The organism is Mucilaginibacter sp. P4_C11 (assembly GCF_056402115.1).
In genome coordinates this window covers 1-21,480 of record NZ_JBFUIA010000004.1, presented here as the reverse complement: position 1 = coordinate 21,480, position 21,480 = coordinate 1, and the positions used below count along the sequence as shown (strand labels likewise).

The following is a 21,480-nucleotide window of genomic DNA, read 5'->3' as shown; positions in this document are numbered from 1 at the left end:
GATACATTACTGTAAATACGCCTATGTTACAACATCTTTAGTACAGATTGGCTGTGCACTGTTGCGTCAATCCACCATAATTAATTGTGCTTATAGATGTTGTTTACTTTAAAGCCCGGCAAACTAATTGCCCTTATCGCCTGTTTTCTGTTCACCCTGTTTTCATTCCACGAGGCCGAGGCACAAAGCCTGGGCGACCCGGTAGTTAAAATAACCTTTGGCTCGGGCACCGCCTCCAGGGCCGGCGCGCTTTCGGCCGACTCGGGATCTACCACCTATGTTTATAGCGCCAGCGGGCAAATAGGCGAAAACTATTACACCATAACCAACCAAAGCAATACCACGGTACACGGCGGCTTTGTAACCAGTTATGACCACGACTACGAAACAACGGGTAATACCAACGGCTACATGATGGTGGTAAACGGCAACGTTCAGGCCGGCACGGTTTATACCCGCACGGTCCCCGGCCTTTGCGGCAACACCCAGTACCAATTTGGTGTTTGGATTAAAAATGTACTGTCAACCGGTGGTATACTGCCTAATATGGTTTTTCACATTTACGCCGCCGACGGTGTAACCGAATTGGGAACGGGCGTATCAACCGGCGATGTGCCAACCGGCAATGTATGGCATAATTACACGGCAAACTTCACCTTACCCGCGGGCACAGGCGACGTGGTAATTAAACTGGTAAGTAATGCCAGCGGCACGCAGGGCAACGACTTCGCAGTAGATGATATTACCTTTAGTCCTTATGGCTCAACGGTTTCTGCGGTTTTCAACGGTTCAACCACGGGTACCGAAACCACCTGCGCGGGTTCGGCGCAAACATATACCATTAATGCCACCAGTACACTGGCCAGCGGATATTTGCAAAAACTACAGATGTATACCAACGGCAGCTGGACAGACCTAAGCACCGCCGGTACAGCTACCACGTATACCATTACAGCCCCTACCACGGCGGGCACTTACTTGTACCGCCTGGTTTCGGCAATAACAGCAAATATTACTTCGGCCAGCTGCGTTGTGGCATCCAATAATTTAACGCTAATAGTTACCCCGGCACCGGTGGCCGCATTTACTACTACCGCTCAAACATGCCTGGGTACGGCAAATGTATTTACTGATGCTTCCGTAACCAACGGATCAACAATACAATCATGGGCCTGGACCTTTGGCGACGGGCAAACATCGGCATTACAAAGCCCTACGCATACCTATGCTAAAACCGGTACTTATACAGTTACGCTTACTGTAACAGGCAATACCGGTTGTACACCATCGGTTGCCACCAAAACCGTAACCATCAATGCGCTGCCTGTAGCGGCGTTCAGCTTTACCACGCCCGATTGTTTAACCCAGGCAGTTACCATTACCGATCAATCAACAACAGGCACCGGCACAATTACCACCTGGCTTTGGGATTACGGCGACGGCACAACCGAAACCAAAACCACCAATACAGCTTTTACCCACCTGTACGCCAATGCCGGCACTTATAGTGTAAAACTTACCATCACCAATACGGGTGGATGTACAGCCACGCTTACAAAAAGCCTTACGGTAAGCCCGTTGCCCGTAGCGGCATTCAGCATGCCCGATGTTTGCCTGGCCGATGCATCGGCTACGTTTACGGATAACAGCACTATTGCCGATAACACGACCAGGAGTTTTACCTATTTGTGGGATTTTGGTGATGCCAATGCAACTGCCGCCAATCCCAATACATCCGCCCAAAAAAATCCATCGCATAAATATACCCAGGCGGCGGTGTACCAGGTTACGCTTACGGTAACATCGGCAAGTGGCTGTACATCTACTATTACCCAAAACTTTACGGTAAATGGATCTATACCGGTAGCATCATTCACTGTAGCAAATACATCAGCGTTGTGCAGCGATCAGCAGGTAAGCTTCACCAATACATCTACGGTCGATTTTGGCAGCATTACCAAAGTAGAGTGGTACTACGATTATGGTAACACCCCGGGTACTGTTGAAACCGACGAAAGCCCCGGCTATGGCAAAATATATAATCACACCTATACGGCCTTCCATACGCCGGCCTCGCAAAATTACCAGGTGCGGATGGTTGCTTATTCTGGGAGTAGCTGCGTATCTATTATGGATAAAACCATTACGCTGCTTGCCGTGCCCGATATAACTTTTACTGCGCCATCGGCAGTATGTATTAACGGCGGCACTGTACAGTTGGCCGCCCAGGAAACCGCAGGGGTAGCCGGTACGGGTGTATACTCTGGCACAGGGGTAGGTAGCGCGGGTATATTTGACCCAACTGTATCAGGTGCCGGCACTTTTACCATAACTTACGTTTATACGGCTACCAATTCCTGTGCGGTCTCGACAAGTCAAAGCATTACCGTAAATTCCATCCCGGTTATTACTACGGGTCCCGATATCACGGTATTATCGGGCGGAACCGCCAAACTGCCGGCTACAGCAACGGGTACAGGGCTTACATATCTATGGTCGCCGGCTACTTACCTTAACGATGCTACTTTGCTAAACCCAACGGTTACACCTACCGATAATATTACCTATACACTCACGGTAACCAACAGCTCGGGCTGCTCGGTAAGCGGGCAGGTGAATGTTTCGGTATTGCAGGGGCCGGTGGTGCCTAATGCTTTCTCGCCGAATGGCGATGGCGTTAATGATCAATGGAATATCAAATATCTGAATACCTACACCAACTGTACCGTAGAGGTTTATAACCGTTACGGCGCCAGGCTATTCGCCTCGGTAGGGTACGCGGTTCCATGGGATGGCACGTACAATGGTACCGCCGTGCCGGGTGGTGTATACTACTACATCATCAACCCTAAACATGGGCGGAGTACCATGTCGGGACCGTTGACGATAATCAGGTGATTCGTGTATAAAGCGTTCGCTTTTTACATACACTGTTCGGCGGTAAGTGGTTATTGTGTTCGTAATCAGTTACTTAAGTGTTCGTGTGTTGTTTTGGTTGAACGAGGGCGCTTATGTCAAAATATGAAATTCAAAAAATGCTTTTTGATAACGGGCTCAAAAATATGTAAGACTACCATTATAATTGTTGAAAATACAATAATAATAGCGGTTGGTATACTATGTCTGTTGCAATGTTTCACCCCAAAAAAACAAGGCTAATTTTTATTTATCGCAAAAAGACATATATTTGTTAATAATTGTTTTTTACACAATTATTATAAACCTCAAAAATTAAACCTGATGTCTGTTAAGTGTGTTTGGCCAAAGCTATGCCTGGCCCTGTTGTTTATTACTGATTTGGCCAGTGGCCAGGGTAGCGCTTCTTTAGGTGCGCAAAAAAATAAAATCCCGGGTGCCAAACCTATCAGCAAAGATCTGTTTGGGGTGTTTTTTGAAGACCTGAGCTACGCGGCCGATGGCGGCCTGTATGCCGAACTTATCCAGAACAGGTCATTTGAGTACAGCGCCAGCGACAGGAAAACATGGAACCCGCTAACCTCCTGGGAGTACACTACCGAGGGCTATGGTTACGGTACCATATCTGTAGAAACTGCCAAACCCTTGCACCCCAATAACCCGCACTATGTGCAGCTGAATATCGACGATGCCGGGCAGCAGGGTGTGGGCATTACCAATGCCGGGTACGATGGCATCAACATCATAGCCGGCCAGAAATATGATTTCTCTGTTTACATAAGGCAAATATCGGCTAACCCTGTTGATGTGCAAGTGCAGCTGCGCGGAGAGAAGGGCGCTGTATATGGTACATTTTCGTTCCGGACCAAGGTTGGTCCGTGGAAAAAATACACCGGAACCATTGTTGCCACGGCAAGCGCCGATTCGGCAAACCTCACGGTACTTGCGCGGCAGCGTTCGGTATTGGCTATTGACGAAGTTTCCCTGTTTCCGCACAATACTTTTAAAAATGAGCCGAACGGATTGCGGGCCGATCTTGCCCAGGCCGTTGCCAATCTTCAGCCTAAGTTTCTCCGTTTTCCGGGTGGCTGCCTGGTGCATGGCGATGGCCTTAATAACATATACCGCTGGAAAAATACCATTGGCCCTGTGGAGCAGCGTGTACAGCAGCGCAACATCTGGAATTATCATCAAAGTACCGGCCTGGGCTTTTATGAGTATTTTAGATTTTGCGAGGATATTGGCGCCAAACCGCTGCCCGTAGTGGCTGCAGGCGTAAGCTGTCAAAACTCGGGTGGTACCTGGCGAATAGGTGGTACCGGCCAAAAAGGTATCCCTTTGACGGAAATGAAAAGCTACATTCAGGATGTGCTCGACCTGATTGAATATGCCAACGGATCCGTTACCTCGGTTTGGGGTGCTAAACGTGCGGCGGCCGGCCATCCCAAACCTTTTAACCTGCAGTATGTAGGCATTGGCAACGAGGACAAGCAAACCAACGATTTCAGGGATCGCTTTAAAATGATATACAATGCCGTACGCGCAAAACATCCCGAAATTACCATCGTGGGCACGGTAGGCCCTTCACCTGCAGGCGAAGATTACGACCTTGGATGGAAGTTTGCCGACCAGCTTTCAGTGCCCGTTGTTGACGAACACTTTTACGAAAAGCCAGAATGGTTCCTGAAAAACAATAATCGGTATGACAGCTATCGCCGGCCAAAATCAAAGGTATACATTGGCGAATATGCATCATGGGGCAATGCCCTAATCAACGCGCTTTCGGAAGCCGCCTTTATGACCAGCCTTGAACGTAACGGCGATATTGTGCAAATGGCATCCTACGCGCCGCTGCTGGCCAACCTTAAACATACCTCCTGGAACCCCAATCTCATCTACTTTAATAACAAAACCTTGGCGCCCACAGTAAATTACTATGTTCAACAATTATTCTCGGTTAACCAGGGCGATGTATACATCCCCAATATTATATCATTTAACCAGCCCGGCGCCCATGCAGACTCAACCCTGGCAGCATCATGCGTGCAAAACAGCAAAACCGGCGATATTATTTTAAAAGTAGTGAACGCCGGCCCGCAGGCTGCAACTGCCCGGGCAAACCTTTCGGGTTTGGATATAGCAGCCGCTAAGGCCACAATTGACGTGCTGCAAGGCCAGCCATCTGACAAAAACACCATCGATCAGCCCAAAAATATCGTGCCCTCGCATGCCGCAATCAGCGTAGCACAACTGGGCAGTTACCCCGTACCGCCTTATTCATTAAGTGTGATACGTATTAGTTTAAAAGGGAATTAATGTATGGTTGAAATTTATAGCAACCAGCCGTAAGCGTAGGAAAAGGTTTAATTTTTTTACAGAAGCACGCTAGAAGGGGGACTGAGCTTTAGGATTATACTGTACAAGCTTAGCCGTAGGGGCAGATATATTCGGGGTACAATTGCTTTAAAAGGAATCGGGTGCCCTCAAAATAAGTTCTTACTGTTGTAATTAGTGTATGCATTATAATTGGAAGACATGTTGTAAAGTACAAGTCACCTATCTCCGGCGCTCTGGGCGACCGGTGCCGAAATTACATGATGTACGGTTTGCCAGTGGCCATTGGTGTGATATCATGTAAAAGGAACACAATGCCAACAATTTTGAATGTGCTTGCTCAAAAAAACAGCCACCCGAAAGGGTGGCTGTTGGGTTAGATAGGTTTAGGGAATAATATTATGGCCATACAGTGCCTGATTGGCTGTTGCTTAACCACGGTTTACCGTCGCAGCTGGTACCTGGGTGTGCTGCAAGGCAGGCTTTAACAAATTGGGCGCCTACCGCATGACTTTTTACTTTTTTTGAGCTGCAATAGGTGTTACCGGCGTTATCTTCATAAAGCTGATACGCAGGGTAACCTAATGCTGCAGCTATCTCGAAATTGTTTGGCGTTGCACCAGGGTAGCTGGTTTCTACGCCAAGGATCCATCCGGTTGAGCTTTCATTGGTGCCGGCTATCATGGATGGCGGCGGATCAAGCGTTATAGTAACCGTTGATGCTGAACTGTTGGAGGTGGCATTGTGCGAATAAGTAGACTCGGAGCCGCCACCCAGCGAGATACCCAGGAAGGATACACCTACCGATACCGACTGCTCTATGGTAGTCTGGATGCTTTGGAATGACTCGCTGGTTACCGTGATCTGGATGGATGGGTAGTTGCTGATAGCAACGCCAGTTGTAAAGCCAAAGGGGCCGGCATCAGAAAAATCGATACCTGGTTCTGGCGAGAATACAAAGCCCGAAACATCTGATGAGCCGTTGGCAATGGCTTCGGTAATTGGCTGCATCCAGTACCAGTTTAAACCGGTGGCCAAATCAAATATTACCGGGCCGTAGTTTACCAGGGTAATACCGGTAAAACTCATGTTAACAGTAATGCTATTTGATGACGTGGCTATGCTATCGCTAAAATAGCTGGCGCTGGCATCAACAGATACGGTTAAAAAATCATCTACAGGGATTTCAAAACTGGTTTCACCGTTGATACTTACAGTTAACTCGCTTTCGCTGGTGCGGGTAACGGTCATGCTTAAATCAATACTGTTGCTGGTTGCGGCCAGGCCATTAATGATTTGTGACAGCGGGGTGCTTACCGCGTAAGCCGGGTTGTAAACGGTAGTGCTGTTATCCAACAACATACCGCCATTTGTACCCGAAGCCGATTGTACGTTACCTAACACTGTAGTAAGGTAGCCGGCATTCATGGTAACCGCGTTTTGTAATGATACGCTGCTGCCCAGCGCGTTCAGGTAGTTGGCCAATATTGGTAAAACAGGCTGACCGCTGGCCGGCGTGTTATTGAGCAAAGCGTGCAGGTTTTTGCTTTGCGAAATAGCATACAGGTTGGTAGCAGGCTGTGCCCAGGTAGTGGCAATAGTGCTCATGATAATATCAATAGGCTGCTGGGTAGCTGTAGCAGGAGGCAGCTTAGTGTAAATGGCTTTCCAAAGGTTTAGCAGTGCCACTTGCTGGTTGGTAGCAGCTGTTTGGGCATTGTTAAGTGCAATTTGATCAGCGCTTGATAATTTGTACTGTACTTTTGAAATAGCTTCGATGTAATAGTTAATAAATGAGGCATCCAGTTGTACCGGCGTTGCGCCGGCAGCCAGGTTTGACGATATCCAGCTGTAAGTGTTGGCGTTAAATTGGAGGTTGCTTGGGTTTTGATAATAATAGGGGAAGTTGCCCGGGCTGGTTACGGTAAAATCGGTAAGCGGCTCGGTTAATACCGATGATAGAATGCTTACTGCTTGTCCTCTCAAATAATCGATGATTTGGGTTGCTTCTGATTCAGAAGCTACTAATTCTGTACTCATGGTTGTAGATTTTTTTGATTGTGCTAAGTTTACCTACTCTGTTCAGGCTTTTCGGTATCGGCCTTTTTTGTCATCCAGGATCGAAAGCGCTTTCTTATTTGTTTTGACATTTCAAAGTAACGGGATATAGGTGGGCGGTTTAAGCGCAGTAATGCGGCTAATATAAATCAGGTAGTAATACGGGGTATTAAAGTAATTGTACGTATGCGGGGTTACATCACCTCTATAAGCTGGTGCTTAACGGCATATAATACCAGGCCGGCGGTATTGCGGCTTTGGGTTTTAAGGAGCAGGTTGTTACGGTGGCCCTCTACGGTGCGTATGCTTAAGAATAATTTCTCGGCAATTTCGGAGCTGGCATATTCTTTACAAATAAGCTCAAGTACCTCTCTTTCGCGGTTGGTAAGCTCAAAAGGCGAGGTGCTGAAAACGTTTGTGGTTTTACTACGCCGGGCAGCGGTATTTTGGATAGCTACCAGTGTTTGCCGGTTAATGTAAAAGCCGGTATGATGAACGGTTTGTATCGCTGTAATCAATTCCTCCTTATCGCAATTTTTAAAAAGATAGGCGGATGCGCCTGCCGAAACCATTTTGGCGATAAGCCTTTCCTGCGAATGTACAGATAACACCATCACTTTTATTTGCGGGTATTGTTCCTGTAGCAGCTGATTAAGCTCGATGCCGTTCATGCCGGGCATATTCATATCCAGCAACAGCACCTCGGGGAGTGAAGGGATAGTTTTCAAGATGCTGAGCAGGTCTGCTGCGCTTCCGGCATCGGCAACAAGCTCAAAATTGGGTACGCTGTTAATCAGTACTGCCAGGCTTTGCCTGAAAATATTCTGATCGTCTACAATGGCTACCCTTACTGGCTCCATTAAATGTTATCTGTTTTAAGCCGGATGTTCATATTAAATCCCTTGTGTGCTGGAAAATCATCCTCATAGGCCGCTCCTATAATGCCCAACCTGCTTTCGATGTTTTGCCTGCCCATTCCTTTTTTTGTTTTATCGGAGGCAGCGATACCCTGCCCATCGTCACGGTAACTAATCAGCAGATAATCGTCTGCTATATCAAAATTAATATTTACCTGCGTGGCATCGGCGTGTTTAAGGGTATTATTTAATAATTCTTCAAAAACCCGGTATAAAGATAGGGATACACCGGCACTAAGCTTATCGGTTAACGGGTTTGCGTTATCGGTAATGTTTACCTGTAGTTTGCCGGTTGCAGTGATGAACTCGGCCAGATCTTCCAAAGTTCCCATAAAACCATACAATTCGAGGCCGGGCGGCGATAGGTTATGGGAGATATGCCTTACATCCTGTACAATTTTATCTATCTGGCGCTTACAGGTGCTCGAAAACTCGTCGCTGACCATTATGGCGGTGTCGTTAAACATTTCGATAGTGATGCGCAGGTTTGACAAGGCGGTGCCAACATCGTCATGCAAATCCTGGCCAATGCGTTTGCGCTCCGCCTCCTGCGATACGATAATTGTTCTTAGCAGATCCTGCTGATGTCTGAGTTCTGCCTGTTGTAATTCGCCCTGCTTTTTTAACAGGTTGTTTTGGTTGCGGATAAAAATAAGCACGAATGATACTACCAGCATGAACACGCCGCCCATGCTGATCAGTAATAAAACATAAATATTATCCTTCATTTTTTACCTGTAAAAAACCAGCTGCCACCATGAGGTACATCAGTAATACAAGGGTGGCGTGGATACCTCCGAAAATGAAATAGAGATTCATATAATGATGACCCTGATTTGCCTTTTGTGAAATAATATTTAAAAAAGCAAAGTAGAACAATGAACTGGAGAAATAAATCATCAAGCCGACAGCAATCCAGTTTGATGAAACACTGAGCCAGGGACCTTTAATTTCATTTTCACTGTACCTGAAAAAATAGTAAACGCATAGTGCAATAACAATTATTGCTGCTATCGGTCTTGGGTATGAATTATATTGATGAATATCCTGGATAAAAATAAAATCAAGGATACTTAGAATGGGAAACGCTATTAATAAAATCGCGATTAATATTGAATTAGCAGAATTGTTTAATATCAACTGAAAATATCTGACAATAAATAAATACTCAACAATAGTATAAAAATGTAAGAGTGGTAAATTATTTACATGATGGATACCCAAGATGCGTTCTACAACATCTGTTATACCTGCAAAAAGCAAGTATAACAGCATTGTTTTCGATGGAGTTTCTTTATAAACCGTCTTTATTAAACCTGCTCCTATTGGTATTAGCACAGTAGCAGGCACTAAAACTGTAACGTATATGTGTTTCATTACAGATACTAAAGGATTAGCCTAAGAAATAGGTACAAATAATTCACTTTGCTTGTCGCAATATTGAGGGCACGGTGATGTAAAATCATAAACATTGGTATCGTTCGGGTTGGGATTACTGGCATCCTTATGCACGGCATCGGTATGCGGTGCCGATGGATTAACCTTTAAAACAGGTACAACAAGGCCGCGCATATCGTCGGGCGTTGCCGAAGTGGGCATTGTTTCGCCGGCTATCCCAAAATAAACCCTGATGCCAACCAGAGTGTCTTTTGAGTAGTATTGCTCACACTCTTTTTTTAATGCATCAATGTCATCAAAGGAGATGTAAATAGCTCGTGGAATAGATTCCGGTTTTTTTTTAAAGCCAGGTATTTGCAGCATGGCATTTAACCACCTGTCAATTCGGATTTTGGCAAGCTCAAGGCTGATGGTTGTTTTGGGAGAGTCTGCTTGGTGCTGGGTTTCGGGAATCATGATTTTTAGGGTTTAGTGGTTATTATTGATAGAAAAAATAAGTGATAATTGGAATGTTTTCGTGTGATGAATGATTGATGTATCGCACCCGATGTTGCATGCTAAATTAATATATATATTCTTATAATTATTAAGATAAGCAAATATTAAAGCGCCAGATAAAGAATACATTTGACTGGAAAAACAGGAATCCATGTCAGGTATTTAACCAGGCAGCTCCAATCTCTCCCGTTGATAAGTTGCCCCCGCCAACTACCTCATCAACCAATAATAACAGCAGTTGCCCGCCAACCTTTTACCTTTCACCCTCCCCCTTTTGCCTTTTTCAAAAAACACTTTCCAGTTATGGTATTTTTCCATACATTTGCGGGCTAATTGTTGCTCATTGAAATCGCTTAGAACATATTCGATTCCTTTTACGGGATTAAAACTGGGGAAACACCGGTTTGATTTTACTGTTGATGATGCTTTTTTTGACGAATTTGAATATTCGCTGGTTAAAAAGGCTAACTTGCAGTGCGTTGTTGAGTTGGATAAGCAGGAGACAATGATTATTCTGAACTTTGACATTAAAGGCACCGTTGATGCAAGCTGCGACAGGTGTTTGGCCCAATATCCGCAAACGCTGGATATAACCGAACAGCAAATTGCCAAGTTTAGCGAGGAGCCGGTTGATGAAGATGACGAAATTATTACCCTGAGCAAAAATGATCATGAGATTAATATTGCCGGGCTGATATATGAATACATAAACGTTGCCATGCCATTTATATCGGTATGCGATGATGAGGGTAATACTTCATATTGTGATAAAGAAATGCTTGACAGGCTAAACAGCCTGGCCGGAAACGAAGAACAAACTGAGGATACAGACCCACGGTGGGATGTACTCAAAAAAATAAATAAATAATAAAATAGCAGGATCATGCCACATCCAAAACGTAAAATATCCAAATCAAGAAGAGATAAGCGCAGAACACATTACAAAGCTGAGCTTCCAACTTTAACAACTTGCCAAACTACCGGCGCTATACACTTGCCGCACAGGGCTTATACTGTTGATGGTAACGTTTACTATAACGGTAAAGTACTTATTGAGAAAGCAGCAGTAGCCTAAGTTTATTTTCTGAAAATGAAGATTGGCTTAGATATTATGGGCGGTGATTATGCTCCCAAAGCAACTGTTTTAGGAGCAATCGAAGCTTATAAGGCTTTATCTGCCGACCAAAAACTGGTACTTATAGGAGATAAAGACACCGCGGTTACTATTCTTCAGGAAAATAATGTTAGCCCCGATCATTTCGAGTTTGTGCATACAACCGAAGTGATTGGCATGGGCGAACATCCTACCAAAGCAATTGTACAAAAACCAAACTCGAGTATTTCGGTTGGCTTTCAGTTGCTTAAGGAAGGTAAAATTCAGGCATTCTCATCGGCAGGAAATACCGGCGCCATGCTGGTGGGTTCTATGTTTAGTGTAAAAACTATTCCGGGCGTTGTGCGCCCGGCCATGACTACCATTGTGCCCAAACTTAAAGGAGGTTTGGGTATTTTGTTGGATGTAGGCGCCAATGCCGATTGCAAGCCCGAGGTATTGCTTCAATTTGGCGTACTGGGCAGCTTATTTGCCCAATCGGTGTATGCTATCCAAAACCCAAGGGTAGCTCTCATGAACATAGGTGAGGAGGAAGAGAAAGGCAATATCCTTTGCCAGGCTACCTATCCTTTAATGAAAGAAACCAAGCTGTTTAATTTTGTTGGTAATGTTGAAGGCCGCGACCTGTTTAGCGAAGGGGCCGACGTTTTTGTATGTGATGGTTTTACAGGTAATGTAATATTAAAGCTTGCCGAAACGTTTTATGTTATTACACGCAAAAAACAGTTTAAAGATGAGTTTTTTGATAGGTTTAACTATGAGCAATATGGCGGCAGCCCCATTTTGGGGGTAAATGCACCGGTTGTTGTTGGTCACGGCATTTCAAGCCCCGAGGCCATAAAAAACATGGTCCTTTTGTCGAAAAACATGGTGGAGAGCGGCCTGGTTGATAAAATTAAACAAGCTTTTCAGTAAAAATATAAAGATGAGTAAAATTCATGCCGCTATTACTGCTGTACATGGTTACGTGCCCGACTATGTATTAACCAACCAGGAACTGGAAACATTGGTTGATACAAATGACGAGTGGATTGTAAGCCGTACCGGCATTAAGGAGCGCCGTATATTAAAAGGCGAAGGTTTGGGTACATCTGATCTGGCCGTTCCGGCGGTACAGGCGCTGCTGAAAAAACGCGGCATAGGTGCCGAGGAAATTGACCTGATCATTTTTTGTACAACTACGCCCGACTATGTTTTCCCGGCTACAGCCAATATTTTAGCTAATAAAATAGGTGCTAAAAATGCCTGGGGATATGATCTTTCGGCCGCTTGCTCGGGTTTTATTTTTGGCCTGGCTACCGGCTCACAGTTTATCGAGAGTGGTAAACACAAAAAAGTATTGGTGGTTGGCGGCGATAAAATGTCGTCGATAACCAATTACCAGGATCGTGCTACCTGTATTATTTTTGGCGATGGCTGCGGCGCCGTATTGCTTGAGCCAAACGATGAAGGTAACGGCATCATGGATTCGATTTTAAAAAGCGATGGCTCGGGAGTTACCTACCTGCACCAAAAGGCAGGCGGATCTGTAAAACCGGCATCGCATGAAACAGTTGATGCCCGCGAGCATTTTGCTTACCAGGAAGGGCAGGCTGTTTTTAAATTTGCTGTTACCAACATGGCCGATGTAGCCCACGAGGTAATGGAGCGCAATGGCCTTACCGGCGAGGACGTTGCCTGGCTTGTACCACACCAGGCCAACAAGCGTATTATCGACGCTACCGCAAGGCGCACAGGCTTAAGCGATGATAAAGTAATTATTAACATTGAACGTTACGGCAATACAACAAACGGCACCATCCCATTATGTTTATGGGAGTGGGAAAGTAAATTTAAAAAAGGTGATACCCTTATACTGGCAGCCTTTGGTGGCGGCTTTACCTGGGGTAGCATCTATTTAAGATGGGCGTATTAAGATGTGCAGATTTCAGTTGTGCAAATGTGCAGATGAAAAAAGGAATGTGCAGATTTCAGATGTGAGGATTTGTACGTCAGAAATTTAAAACATCTGCTTATTATTAAATGTTAATATTACCTAATTGATAACTAATTAAAACAAAATTTATACAAGTGTAATCTGCATATTTGCATAACTGTAATCTGCACATTTGCATACATTTGTATACCTTTAGATATAAAATTTGTCCCCAACCAATTAATCCCAACTATGGATATTAAACAAATTCAGGACCTTATTCGCTTTGTGTCGAAATCTGGCGTAAACGAAGTGTCAATTGAGCAAAAGGATTTTAAGATTACGATAAAAACCAACGAAACACAGCCGCAGGTTATCCATGCCAGCATACCGGCGCAAACCGCGCCTGCTGTATTGCCACCCGCACCGGTTGCAATTGAACCCGTTGCCCCGGCAGCACCCGCTGGTCCGGATACATCAAAGTATCTGACAATCAAATCGCCGATGATTGGTACTTTTTACCGCTCGGCAAGCCCTGATAAGCCATTGTTTGTAAACGTTGGCGACGAAATTAAAACCGGCAGCGTGGTTTGTATCATAGAAGCCATGAAGCTTTTCAACGAAATCGAGTCAGAAATATCTGGCCGTATTGTTAAAGTATTGGTTGATAACGCATCACCTGTAGAGTACGACCAGCCTTTATTTTTAGTAGAACCTATATAACGATGTGCTGATGTGCGGATTCCAGATGTGCAGATGATTTTTAATTCATTTGCACATTTGTAGTTTACACAATTTGACATCAATCATTAATATTTTTCATCTGCATATTTGCACATTTGTAATTTGCACATCAAAGAAACCATGTTTAAAAAAATATTAATAGCTAATCGGGGCGAGATCGCTCTGCGAATTATCCGTACCTGTAAAGAGATGGGTATTAAAACCATAGCTGTATATTCAACTGCCGACCGCGATAGCCTTCATGTACGTTTTGCTGACGAAGCTGTTTGCATAGGTCCCCCACCAAGCCGCGATTCGTATTTAAATATTCCAAACATTATTTCGGCTGCCGAATTAACCAATGCTGATGCTATCCATCCTGGCTATGGTTTCCTTTCGGAAAATGCCAAATTTTCGGCCATTTGCGCCGAGTATGGTATTAAATTCATAGGTGCTACAGCCGATCAGATTAATTCCATGGGCGATAAGGCTTCGGCTAAAGAAACCATGAAAAAGGCAGGCGTACCTATTGTGCCTGGCTCCGACGGTTTGTTATCTGATATTAAATCGGGCATCGCGATAGCAAATAAAATAGGCTACCCTGTAATATTAAAAGCAACTGCCGGTGGCGGTGGCCGGGGTATGCGCATTGTTTGGAAAGACGAAGAATTTGAAAATGCCTGGGATTCGGCCCGTGCCGAGTCGGGCGCTGCTTTTGGTAACGATGGCTTGTACCTTGAAAAATACGTGCAAGACCCACGCCACATAGAAATACAGGTAGTAGGTGACCAGTATGGCAAAGTTTGCCACCTGTCTGAACGTGATTGCTCTATCCAGCGCCGTCACCAGAAACTGGTTGAAGAATCGCCTTCGCCTTTCATGACCGAAAAACTACGTAAAAAAATGGGCGAAGCCGCTATTAAAGGCGCCAAAGCCGTTAAATATGAAGGTGCCGGTACAGTAGAGTTTTTGGTTGATAAAGACCGTAACTTTTACTTCATGGAAATGAATACCCGCATACAGGTTGAGCACCCGGTTACCGAAGAGGTAATTAATTTTGATTTGATTAAAGAACAAATTAAAGTGGCTGCCGGTATCCCAATTTCGGGTAAAAATTACGAGCCAACCATGCATGCCATTGAGTGCCGTATTAATGCCGAAGACCCTTACAACAACTTCCGCCCGTCACCGGGTAAAATCACCAACTTTCACTCGCCGGGTGGTCATGGTGTGCGCATAGATACCCATGTATACACCGGATATGTAATACCGCCAAACTACGATTCGATGATTGCCAAGGTAATTTGCTGCGCCCAAACCCGCGACGAAGCTTTGAGCACCATGGAGCGTGCTTTAAGCGAGTTTGTGATTGAGGGGGTAAAAACAACCATCCCATTCCATTTAAAATTGCTGAAAGATCCAAACTTCAGGGCCGGTAATTTTACCACCAAGTTTATGGAAACGTTTGAAATGTAAAATAAATTCAAACTATCTTCATTCAATAAAACGTACTTAGCACAATAGCGTTTATACAGCGGTATTTAACATACAATGAGCGACAATAAATTAATTAAAGCCATAAAAGATAAAGGCAAAACGATGGAGGCCGAAATGTCCTTTTTCGACCATCTGGAAGCCTTAAGGGGGCATTTGATACGATCTGCCTTAGCCATTGTAGTAATTACAAGCGTTGTGTTTTATTATTACTCATGGATCTTTGATACGGTCATCATGGGGCCAAGTAAACCAACCTTCTGGACATACCGGATGCTTTGTGCACTGGGCGACCTTTTGCACCGTCCGGGTTTTTGTATCGATAAAATCCATATCCATTTAATAAATACGGAAATGGCCGGGCAGTTTACCCTGCAAATCAACTCGTCATTAATTATTGGCCTTACATTGGGCTTTCCGTACCTGTTGTTTGAGTTATGGCGTTTTATCCGTCCGGCCTTGCACGAAAAAGAACGTAAAGCTGCATCGGGGTTTGTGTTTTATGCCACCGCTTTGTTTCTACTCGGGGTTTTATTTGGCTATTATGTGATCACCCCCGAATCTATCAACTTTCTTTCGGGTTATACGGTAAGTTCAACTATCGAAAATTTATTTGACATCGACTCCTACCTGTCATCAGTATCTACATTAACACTGGCCACTGGTATAGTATTTGAATTACCCATATTGGTTTATGTATTATCAAACCTGGGTATCCTTACCGCCAAATTTATGCGAGAAACCAGGCGTTATGCTATCGTAATTATTTTGATAGTAGCAGCGGTAGTTACTCCTACCCCGGATATGATGACCATGACCGTAGTAAGTATCCCATTATTTGCTTTGTACGAAGTTGGCATCCTGGTATCGGCGGTAGTTGAAAAACGGAAACTGAAACGCGCACAGGAAGACGGCTTAGCTTAATAGATGTGCAGATTAAGGCTGGATGTGCAGATTTTAGATTTCAAATGTGCAGATGAAAAACAGGTCGGATAGTTAAATGATGACCTGATCTTACAAAACTTTATGAAAGCCTCATCGTTTAATAACGGTGAGGCTTTGTTTATTCAGCGGCATTTTGCACATTTGAATGATTCACCCTTAACAGCATTTGCAGCTCATCATCTGCACATCTGAAATCTGAAATTTGCACATCTACGATATGACCAACCTCCCACCATTAGCCGAACGGATGCGACCAAAATCGCTTGACGATTATGTGGGGCAAAAACACCTGGTTGGGCCGGGGGCGGTGTTACGTAAAGCCATCGAATCGGGCGCATTGCCATCCATGCTGTTTTGGGGGCCGCCGGGCGTGGGTAAAACTACGTTGGCTTATATTATATCACAATCCTTAAATCGGCCTTTTTTTGCGCTCAGTGCCATTAACTCGGGCGTGAAGGATGTGCGGGAGGTTATTGAAAAAGCATCCCTGCTAAAGCAAGGCGGTCAAACGCTGCCGATATTGTTTATTGACGAGATTCACCGCTTCTCCAAATCGCAGCAGGACTCGTTGCTGGGGGCTGTTGAGCGCGGCATTGTTACGCTGATAGGCGCCACAACCGAGAATCCTTCCTTCGAAGTCATCTCGGCTTTGCTGTCGCGATGCCAGGTTTATATTTTACAGCCACTTGCCGAAGAAGATTTGCTGAACCTGCTGGAGAAATCGATGCGGGAAGACGTGGTATTGAAAGAAAAGCGCATTACGATACAGGACCACGAGGCCATTATGCGTCTCTCCGGGGGCGATGCCCGTAAGCTGCTAAATATTTTCGAGCTGCTGGTAAACGCTTTCGACAGCCCCGAAATAATTTTAACCGATGAAATTGTGCTGGACCACGTGCAGCAAAACATGGCCCTGTATGATAAAACCGGCGAGCAGCATTATGATATCATTTCGGCCTTTATCAAATCCATGCGCGGCAGCGATCCTAACGGCGCAGTGTACTGGCTGGCCAGGATGATTGCAGGCGGGGAAGATCCTTTGTTCATTGCCCGCCGCATGCTCATCCTGTCATCAGAGGATATTGGCAATGCCAATCCCAATGCGCTGTTATTGGCCCAAAGCTGTTTTGAGGCAGTGAACAAGATAGGCATGCCCGAATCGCAGCTGATATTATCGCAAACGGCAATTTACCTGGCCACCTCGCCCAAAAGTAATTCGGCCACAACTGCCATCGGCGCGGCTATGGCGTTGGTAAAGCAAACCGGCGATTTACCTGTGCCCCTGCACCTGCGTAACGCGCCCACCAAATTCATGAAAAATATTGGCTACGGTAAAGATTATAAATACGCCCACAGCTACGAAGGCAATTTCACCGACCTTGACTTTTTGCCCGACGCCATCCGCGGTACAAAAATTTATGAACCCGGTAATAATGCCCGCGAAAATGAATCAAAAGAGAAGTTGAAGAAACTTTGGGGCGATAGGTATAAGTATTGAAGAAGAGATAATGAAGACGAGATTTCGATCTTGAATAATTGATTATATTCTTTTACAAAGTCTTCGGTTTGAGTACTTACTTTTAGATTTAGAGGTCTTGATTCTAACTTCTTGATTCTGATTGTTACCTTTGCAGCCTGATGAATAAAGTTGCAAAACAGAAGTTTTTTGAAGACGTTCGCATAATAGATATTGCCGAAGAAGGAAAAGGCGTGGGCAAAACCGACGACTTTGTGCTTTTTGTTGATAAAGCCATACCCGGCGATGTTGTAGATGTACAGGTTTACAAAAGCAAAAAGAATTTTGGCGAAGGCAAAATTTTTAACCTGAAACAAGCTTCGGAATACCGTACCACTCCATTTTGTGAACACTTTGGTACCTGCGGCGGCTGCAAATGGCAGCACATGACCTATGAGGCCCAACTTAAATTCAAACAAAAATCTGTTGCCGATGCCCTTGGCCGGATAGCCAAAATTGAGGTGGATGGCATCATGGATATCATCCCATCGCCGGCCGACCGTTACTACCGCAACAAGCTGGAATATACCTTTAGTGATAAGCGCTGGTTATACGATGGCGAGAACAAAGAAGATGAAGCGCTGGACATGAACGCCCTTGGCTTTCATATCCCCGGCCGCTTTGATAAAATTTTGGATGTAAAGCATTGCTATCTGCAGGCCGAGCCATCAAATAGTCTGCGCAACAGCATCCGCGATTTTGTGATTGAGCAGGGGTATTCATTTTATAACCTGCGTAACCACGAGGGAACATTGCGAAACCTGATTGTGCGTACATCATCTACAGGCGAGATCATGGTTATTGTGGTATTTGCTTACGTGGAACAGGAAGAGGTGGATAAGCTGATGAATTTTATTGATGCCGGTTTCCCGGAAACAACTTCATTGTTATACATCATCAACCAAAAAAAGAACGATACCATTTTTGACCAGGATGTAATAGCCTTTAAAGGCCCCGAGTACATTCATGAGGAAATGAACGGGATTAAATTCCGTATAGGCCCCAAATCGTTCTACCAAACCAACAGCATCCAGGCCCTGCGCCTTTACGAGATAACCCGCGACTTTGCAGGCTTTACCGGTAACGAGCTGGTATATGACCTGTACACCGGCGCCGGCACCATTGCCAATTTTATAGCAGGCAGCGTAAAAGAGGTGGTAGGGGTAGAGTATGTGCCCACTGCCATTGAGGATGCTAAAGTAAACTCGGCTATTAACAACATCACCAATACCAAATTTTACGCGGGTGATATGAAAGATGTATTGGTGGCCGGGTTTGTGGCTGAGCACGGTAAGCCGGATGTGATTATCACCGACCCGCCGCGTGCCGGTATGCACCCCGATGTGGTTGCCCGCCTGATGGAAATTGAGGCACCTAAAATTGTTTATGTAAGCTGTAATGCCGCTACCCAGGCCCGCGATTTGCTGGTATTAAAAGAAAAATACGATACCGTTAAAATACAACCTGTAGATATGTTCCCGCATACACAACATGTGGAAAATGTGGTATTATTGGTGTTAAGGGGGTAAGCATGGGGATCAGGAAGAGGAATGGTGGATTTTTTACCTCTATCTCTTTCTTCTTTAGAATTTTCCGATTAAAGTTTAGAGTTTTCCCATTAGCGTTTAGAATTTATTTTTTAGAGTTTTCTGACATATGCAACCCGAAGATCTGTTAAACGAAGGTAATAAAGAGAACCTTGAGCCGGCTAAGAATAGCCCGCTGTTGAGCCTGGAACGCGATCTTAAATTTTTTAAGGATTCGATACATGAGGTGGCCATCGAAATTATGGTGGAGGGTTTATCATCATATCCAATTTTTATAGCCCACCAGCATGAGCTAAAATTAGGCGAATTGATATTGGACAGGCACGATTTGAATTCGGACTGGAGTATTCACGCTTCAACCCTGGAGGAATTTACCGAACGCGGTGTAATTAAACCGGAATTGAAAGAACGCTTTATCAACAGCTACAAAAATCCCAATGAATATATGTGCGTGTTTGTTGTAGTGCCTGAGGGCGCAAACTTTGTTTATGTGCCTTATAAAAAATAGATTGTGCAGCGTTTAAACTTGAAACCTTAAAACGGACTTGTATATTTACCACGCATAAAACCAACATTGTAACGGTTCATCGTTAAAACTTACAAAGCTTTCTTCCCATGCCCGAAAAGAAACTCCTGATATTAAACCGGCAACAGATACAGCAAAAGCTGGACCGTATGGCTTACCAGATACTGGAAGATAATTTTGAAGAGGAAGAGATACTGATAGCCGGCATATTACCCCGTGGCAACCATATAGCCGGGCGCCTGAAAGCCATTTTGGATAACATCGCTCCATTTAGCAGCAAACTATTATCTATCGAACTGGATAAGCAAAGCAGCAGCCTGCAGGCTAATATAGATTTTGACGTGGATGACTGCAGCAACAAGGTAGTGATACTGGTTGATGATGTATTAAACAGTGGCAAAACACTGGCGTATGGCTTTGGCGTTTTCCTGGATGTGCCGTTAAAAAAATTACGCACGGCGGTTTTGATAGATCGTAATCACAAAAGTTTCCCGATAACTACTGATTTTGCCGGGATGGCTTTATCAACCGTTATAAAAGAACATGTAGATGTAGTGATGGATGAAGAGGGTGAAGAAGACGCGGTTTATTTGAGATAAGCTGATGAAGCAAATAACCGGCTGCCTGCTTACTGTTATGCTTTTTGCATCCTGTCATGACGATGCGCCAAAGAAAATTATAGATGTTTTCAGCCCGGCTTTAGCTAACGTGAAACCCGTATCCACTAAAAAGTACGGTTTTAGTGAGGGATTTTGCGGGCAAAATATCTATCTCAACAGCGATTCTACGTTTACCTGGGTGCATGCCTGCGAAGGACAATCAACTTCAAGTATTGGCAAATGGCAGATAACCGGCGATACCGTGCGGTTAACGCCCTACCCCCAAAAAGCTGATAATATCTCATACCGGGTTTCGTTTAGCAAATCTATTCATGATTCGCGGGTAGTTATTATAATAACCGATAAAACAGGCACTCCTGTAAAGGATTTTGTTATACTCCCATTTAACAACAAACCGGCATTCACTTTTACCAACAAGGGTGTAATGATGGGCGATAAAAGCTATAAACTATCTTATTTTCAGGATAACATGAGTACGGATAGCACCGGTACAATAAGGTTATTAAAATCCGAAAAGGATAGCCTCGATTTTTCAAAGTTGTATGCCTTAACAGGCAAAACATTCAGGATAAGTACCAGCAACCTGCCCGATACCATCAGGCTGACAATAAATATCAACGGTATTGCTTTTGCCGGATACCAGGTAAGGTATTTGGCAGATCGGCCTCAAAAGTTTAGGTATACCGGCGGCGATCTTATTTTAAAGAAATAATGGTAATGATGCCAAAAATAGTTGGTGGAATTAGTTAAAAAAAGCAGTATATAGCAAATGCAGATATAAGAGTACCCAGGCTCTGCAGAGGTGCAACCTGCCAGCAATAATATTTGCGAACGATACCATGGCCGGACGAAAGTCCGGCTTTTTTTATTCATGGTAGAGTTCAAATATGGCTAAGAAAACCTATTGCCATTTTGTTTATTCTTGAGGAACAAGTACCATAGAATAAACTCTTTTCTAT

The 21,480-nt window shown here is 44.5% G+C and carries 19 protein-coding genes; 14 read left to right on the top strand and 5 right to left on the bottom strand.

Annotation, left to right across the window (positions count from 1 at the left end):
• The first annotated feature begins 96 nt into the window (after window positions 1–96).
• Window positions 97–2,898, top strand: a complete 2,802-nt coding sequence (locus tag AC1DU2_RS04720) for a PKD domain-containing protein (protein ID WP_477383039.1) — start codon at window positions 97–99, stop codon at window positions 2,896–2,898.
• Window positions 2,899–3,240: 342 nt separating this feature from the next.
• Entirely contained in the window at window positions 3,241–5,232 is a 1,992-nt protein-coding gene (locus tag AC1DU2_RS04715; protein ID WP_477383038.1) for an alpha-L-arabinofuranosidase C-terminal domain-containing protein, read from the top strand.
• A 417-nt stretch (window positions 5,233–5,649) separates the two neighbouring features.
• Here AC1DU2_RS04715 and AC1DU2_RS04710 read toward each other — a convergent pair whose 3' ends face one another.
• From AC1DU2_RS04710 to AC1DU2_RS04690, 5 genes are all read right to left on the bottom strand, one after another.
• Window positions 5,650–7,290: a hypothetical protein gene (locus tag AC1DU2_RS04710; protein ID WP_477383037.1), complete on the bottom strand. Its 1,641-nt coding sequence runs from the start codon at window positions 7,288–7,290 to the stop codon at window positions 5,650–5,652.
• Window positions 7,291–7,502: 212 nt separating this feature from the next.
• On the bottom strand, window positions 7,503–8,168 hold the full coding sequence (locus tag AC1DU2_RS04705; protein ID WP_477383035.1) for a response regulator transcription factor: 666 nt from the start codon (window positions 8,166–8,168) through the stop codon (window positions 7,503–7,505).
• Entirely contained in the window at window positions 8,168–8,953 is a 786-nt protein-coding gene (locus AC1DU2_RS04700; protein ID WP_477383033.1) for a sensor histidine kinase, read from the bottom strand. The genes AC1DU2_RS04705 and AC1DU2_RS04700 overlap by 1 nt, the downstream gene beginning before the upstream one ends.
• Complete coding sequence (locus tag AC1DU2_RS04695) at window positions 8,943–9,602, bottom strand: hypothetical protein (RefSeq protein WP_477383031.1); 660 nt, start codon at window positions 9,600–9,602, stop codon at window positions 8,943–8,945. The genes AC1DU2_RS04700 and AC1DU2_RS04695 overlap by 11 nt, the downstream gene beginning before the upstream one ends.
• Before the next feature lie 21 nt (window positions 9,603–9,623).
• The gene (locus AC1DU2_RS04690; RefSeq protein ID WP_477383029.1) at window positions 9,624–10,079 is read right to left on the bottom strand and encodes a hypothetical protein; all 456 of its coding nucleotides are present in this window, start codon (window positions 10,077–10,079) and stop codon (window positions 9,624–9,626) included.
• A 385-nt stretch (window positions 10,080–10,464) separates the two neighbouring features.
• Between AC1DU2_RS04690 and AC1DU2_RS04685 the strand changes: the two genes are divergently transcribed.
• From AC1DU2_RS04685 to AC1DU2_RS04630, 12 genes are all read left to right on the top strand, one after another.
• A complete protein-coding gene (locus tag AC1DU2_RS04685; RefSeq protein WP_477356439.1) occupies window positions 10,465–10,989 on the top strand; it encodes a YceD family protein in 525 nt (174 codons plus the stop codon).
• Window positions 10,990–11,004: 15 nt separating this feature from the next.
• On the top strand, window positions 11,005–11,196 hold the full coding sequence (gene rpmF / locus AC1DU2_RS04680; RefSeq protein WP_477356441.1) for a 50S ribosomal protein L32: 192 nt from the start codon (window positions 11,005–11,007) through the stop codon (window positions 11,194–11,196).
• Between the two features lie 15 nt (window positions 11,197–11,211).
• Window positions 11,212–12,150: a phosphate acyltransferase PlsX gene (gene plsX, locus AC1DU2_RS04675; protein ID WP_147055385.1), complete on the top strand. Its 939-nt coding sequence runs from the start codon at window positions 11,212–11,214 to the stop codon at window positions 12,148–12,150.
• Between the two features lie 10 nt (window positions 12,151–12,160).
• The gene (locus AC1DU2_RS04670) at window positions 12,161–13,150 is read left to right on the top strand and encodes a beta-ketoacyl-ACP synthase III (RefSeq protein WP_477383027.1); all 990 of its coding nucleotides are present in this window, start codon (window positions 12,161–12,163) and stop codon (window positions 13,148–13,150) included.
• A gap of 252 nt (window positions 13,151–13,402) precedes the next feature.
• A complete protein-coding gene (gene accB / locus AC1DU2_RS04665) occupies window positions 13,403–13,873 on the top strand; it encodes an acetyl-CoA carboxylase biotin carboxyl carrier protein (RefSeq protein ID WP_477356446.1) in 471 nt (156 codons plus the stop codon).
• Window positions 13,874–14,014: 141 nt separating this feature from the next.
• Window positions 14,015–15,349 carry an acetyl-CoA carboxylase biotin carboxylase subunit gene (gene accC, locus AC1DU2_RS04660; RefSeq protein ID WP_274211099.1) on the top strand — a complete coding sequence of 445 codons (1,335 nt, stop codon included), beginning with the start codon at window positions 14,015–14,017 and terminating at the stop codon, window positions 15,347–15,349.
• A gap of 75 nt (window positions 15,350–15,424) precedes the next feature.
• Complete coding sequence (gene tatC / locus AC1DU2_RS04655; RefSeq protein WP_477356448.1) at window positions 15,425–16,291, top strand: twin-arginine translocase subunit TatC; 867 nt, start codon at window positions 15,425–15,427, stop codon at window positions 16,289–16,291.
• A 238-nt stretch (window positions 16,292–16,529) separates the two neighbouring features.
• A complete protein-coding gene (locus AC1DU2_RS04650) occupies window positions 16,530–17,810 on the top strand; it encodes a replication-associated recombination protein A (RefSeq protein ID WP_477383026.1) in 1,281 nt (426 codons plus the stop codon).
• Between the two features lie 140 nt (window positions 17,811–17,950).
• Entirely contained in the window at window positions 17,951–19,357 is a 1,407-nt protein-coding gene (rlmD, locus tag AC1DU2_RS04645) for a 23S rRNA (uracil(1939)-C(5))-methyltransferase RlmD (RefSeq protein ID WP_477383025.1), read from the top strand.
• A 127-nt stretch (window positions 19,358–19,484) separates the two neighbouring features.
• Complete coding sequence (locus AC1DU2_RS04640) at window positions 19,485–19,883, top strand: hypothetical protein (RefSeq protein WP_477383024.1); 399 nt, start codon at window positions 19,485–19,487, stop codon at window positions 19,881–19,883.
• A gap of 107 nt (window positions 19,884–19,990) precedes the next feature.
• Complete coding sequence (locus AC1DU2_RS04635) at window positions 19,991–20,500, top strand: phosphoribosyltransferase family protein (protein ID WP_477356456.1); 510 nt, start codon at window positions 19,991–19,993, stop codon at window positions 20,498–20,500.
• Between the two features lie 4 nt (window positions 20,501–20,504).
• The gene (locus tag AC1DU2_RS04630) at window positions 20,505–21,233 is read left to right on the top strand and encodes a hypothetical protein (protein WP_477383023.1); all 729 of its coding nucleotides are present in this window, start codon (window positions 20,505–20,507) and stop codon (window positions 21,231–21,233) included.
• The last annotated feature ends 247 nt before the right edge of the window (window positions 21,234–21,480 follow it).

Excerpts from the sequence above, each read along its gene's own strand:
- AC1DU2_RS04720 (WP_477383039.1), top strand. The coding sequence starts at position 97 with ATGTTGTTTACTTTAAAGCCCGGCAAACTAATTGCCCTTATCGCCTGT.
- AC1DU2_RS04715 (WP_477383038.1), top strand. The coding sequence starts at position 3,241 with ATGTCTGTTAAGTGTGTTTGGCCAAAGCTATGCCTGGCCCTGTTGTTT.
- AC1DU2_RS04710 (WP_477383037.1), bottom strand. The coding sequence starts at position 7,290 with ATGAGTACAGAATTAGTAGCTTCTGAATCAGAAGCAACCCAAATCATC.
- AC1DU2_RS04705 (WP_477383035.1), bottom strand. The coding sequence starts at position 8,168 with ATGGAGCCAGTAAGGGTAGCCATTGTAGACGATCAGAATATTTTCAGG.
- AC1DU2_RS04700 (WP_477383033.1), bottom strand. The coding sequence starts at position 8,953 with ATGAAGGATAATATTTATGTTTTATTACTGATCAGCATGGGCGGCGTG.
- AC1DU2_RS04695 (WP_477383031.1), bottom strand. The coding sequence starts at position 9,602 with ATGAAACACATATACGTTACAGTTTTAGTGCCTGCTACTGTGCTAATA.
- AC1DU2_RS04690 (WP_477383029.1), bottom strand. The coding sequence starts at position 10,079 with ATGATTCCCGAAACCCAGCACCAAGCAGACTCTCCCAAAACAACCATC.
- rpmF (WP_477356441.1), top strand. The coding sequence starts at position 11,005 with ATGCCACATCCAAAACGTAAAATATCCAAATCAAGAAGAGATAAGCGC.
- plsX (WP_147055385.1), top strand. The coding sequence starts at position 11,212 with ATGAAGATTGGCTTAGATATTATGGGCGGTGATTATGCTCCCAAAGCA.
- AC1DU2_RS04670 (WP_477383027.1), top strand. The coding sequence starts at position 12,161 with ATGAGTAAAATTCATGCCGCTATTACTGCTGTACATGGTTACGTGCCC.
- accB (WP_477356446.1), top strand. The coding sequence starts at position 13,403 with ATGGATATTAAACAAATTCAGGACCTTATTCGCTTTGTGTCGAAATCT.
- accC (WP_274211099.1), top strand. The coding sequence starts at position 14,015 with ATGTTTAAAAAAATATTAATAGCTAATCGGGGCGAGATCGCTCTGCGA.
- tatC (WP_477356448.1), top strand. The coding sequence starts at position 15,425 with ATGAGCGACAATAAATTAATTAAAGCCATAAAAGATAAAGGCAAAACG.
- AC1DU2_RS04650 (WP_477383026.1), top strand. The coding sequence starts at position 16,530 with ATGACCAACCTCCCACCATTAGCCGAACGGATGCGACCAAAATCGCTT.
- rlmD (WP_477383025.1), top strand. The coding sequence starts at position 17,951 with ATGAATAAAGTTGCAAAACAGAAGTTTTTTGAAGACGTTCGCATAATA.
- AC1DU2_RS04640 (WP_477383024.1), top strand. The coding sequence starts at position 19,485 with ATGCAACCCGAAGATCTGTTAAACGAAGGTAATAAAGAGAACCTTGAG.
- AC1DU2_RS04635 (WP_477356456.1), top strand. The coding sequence starts at position 19,991 with ATGCCCGAAAAGAAACTCCTGATATTAAACCGGCAACAGATACAGCAA.
- AC1DU2_RS04630 (WP_477383023.1), top strand. The coding sequence starts at position 20,505 with ATGAAGCAAATAACCGGCTGCCTGCTTACTGTTATGCTTTTTGCATCC.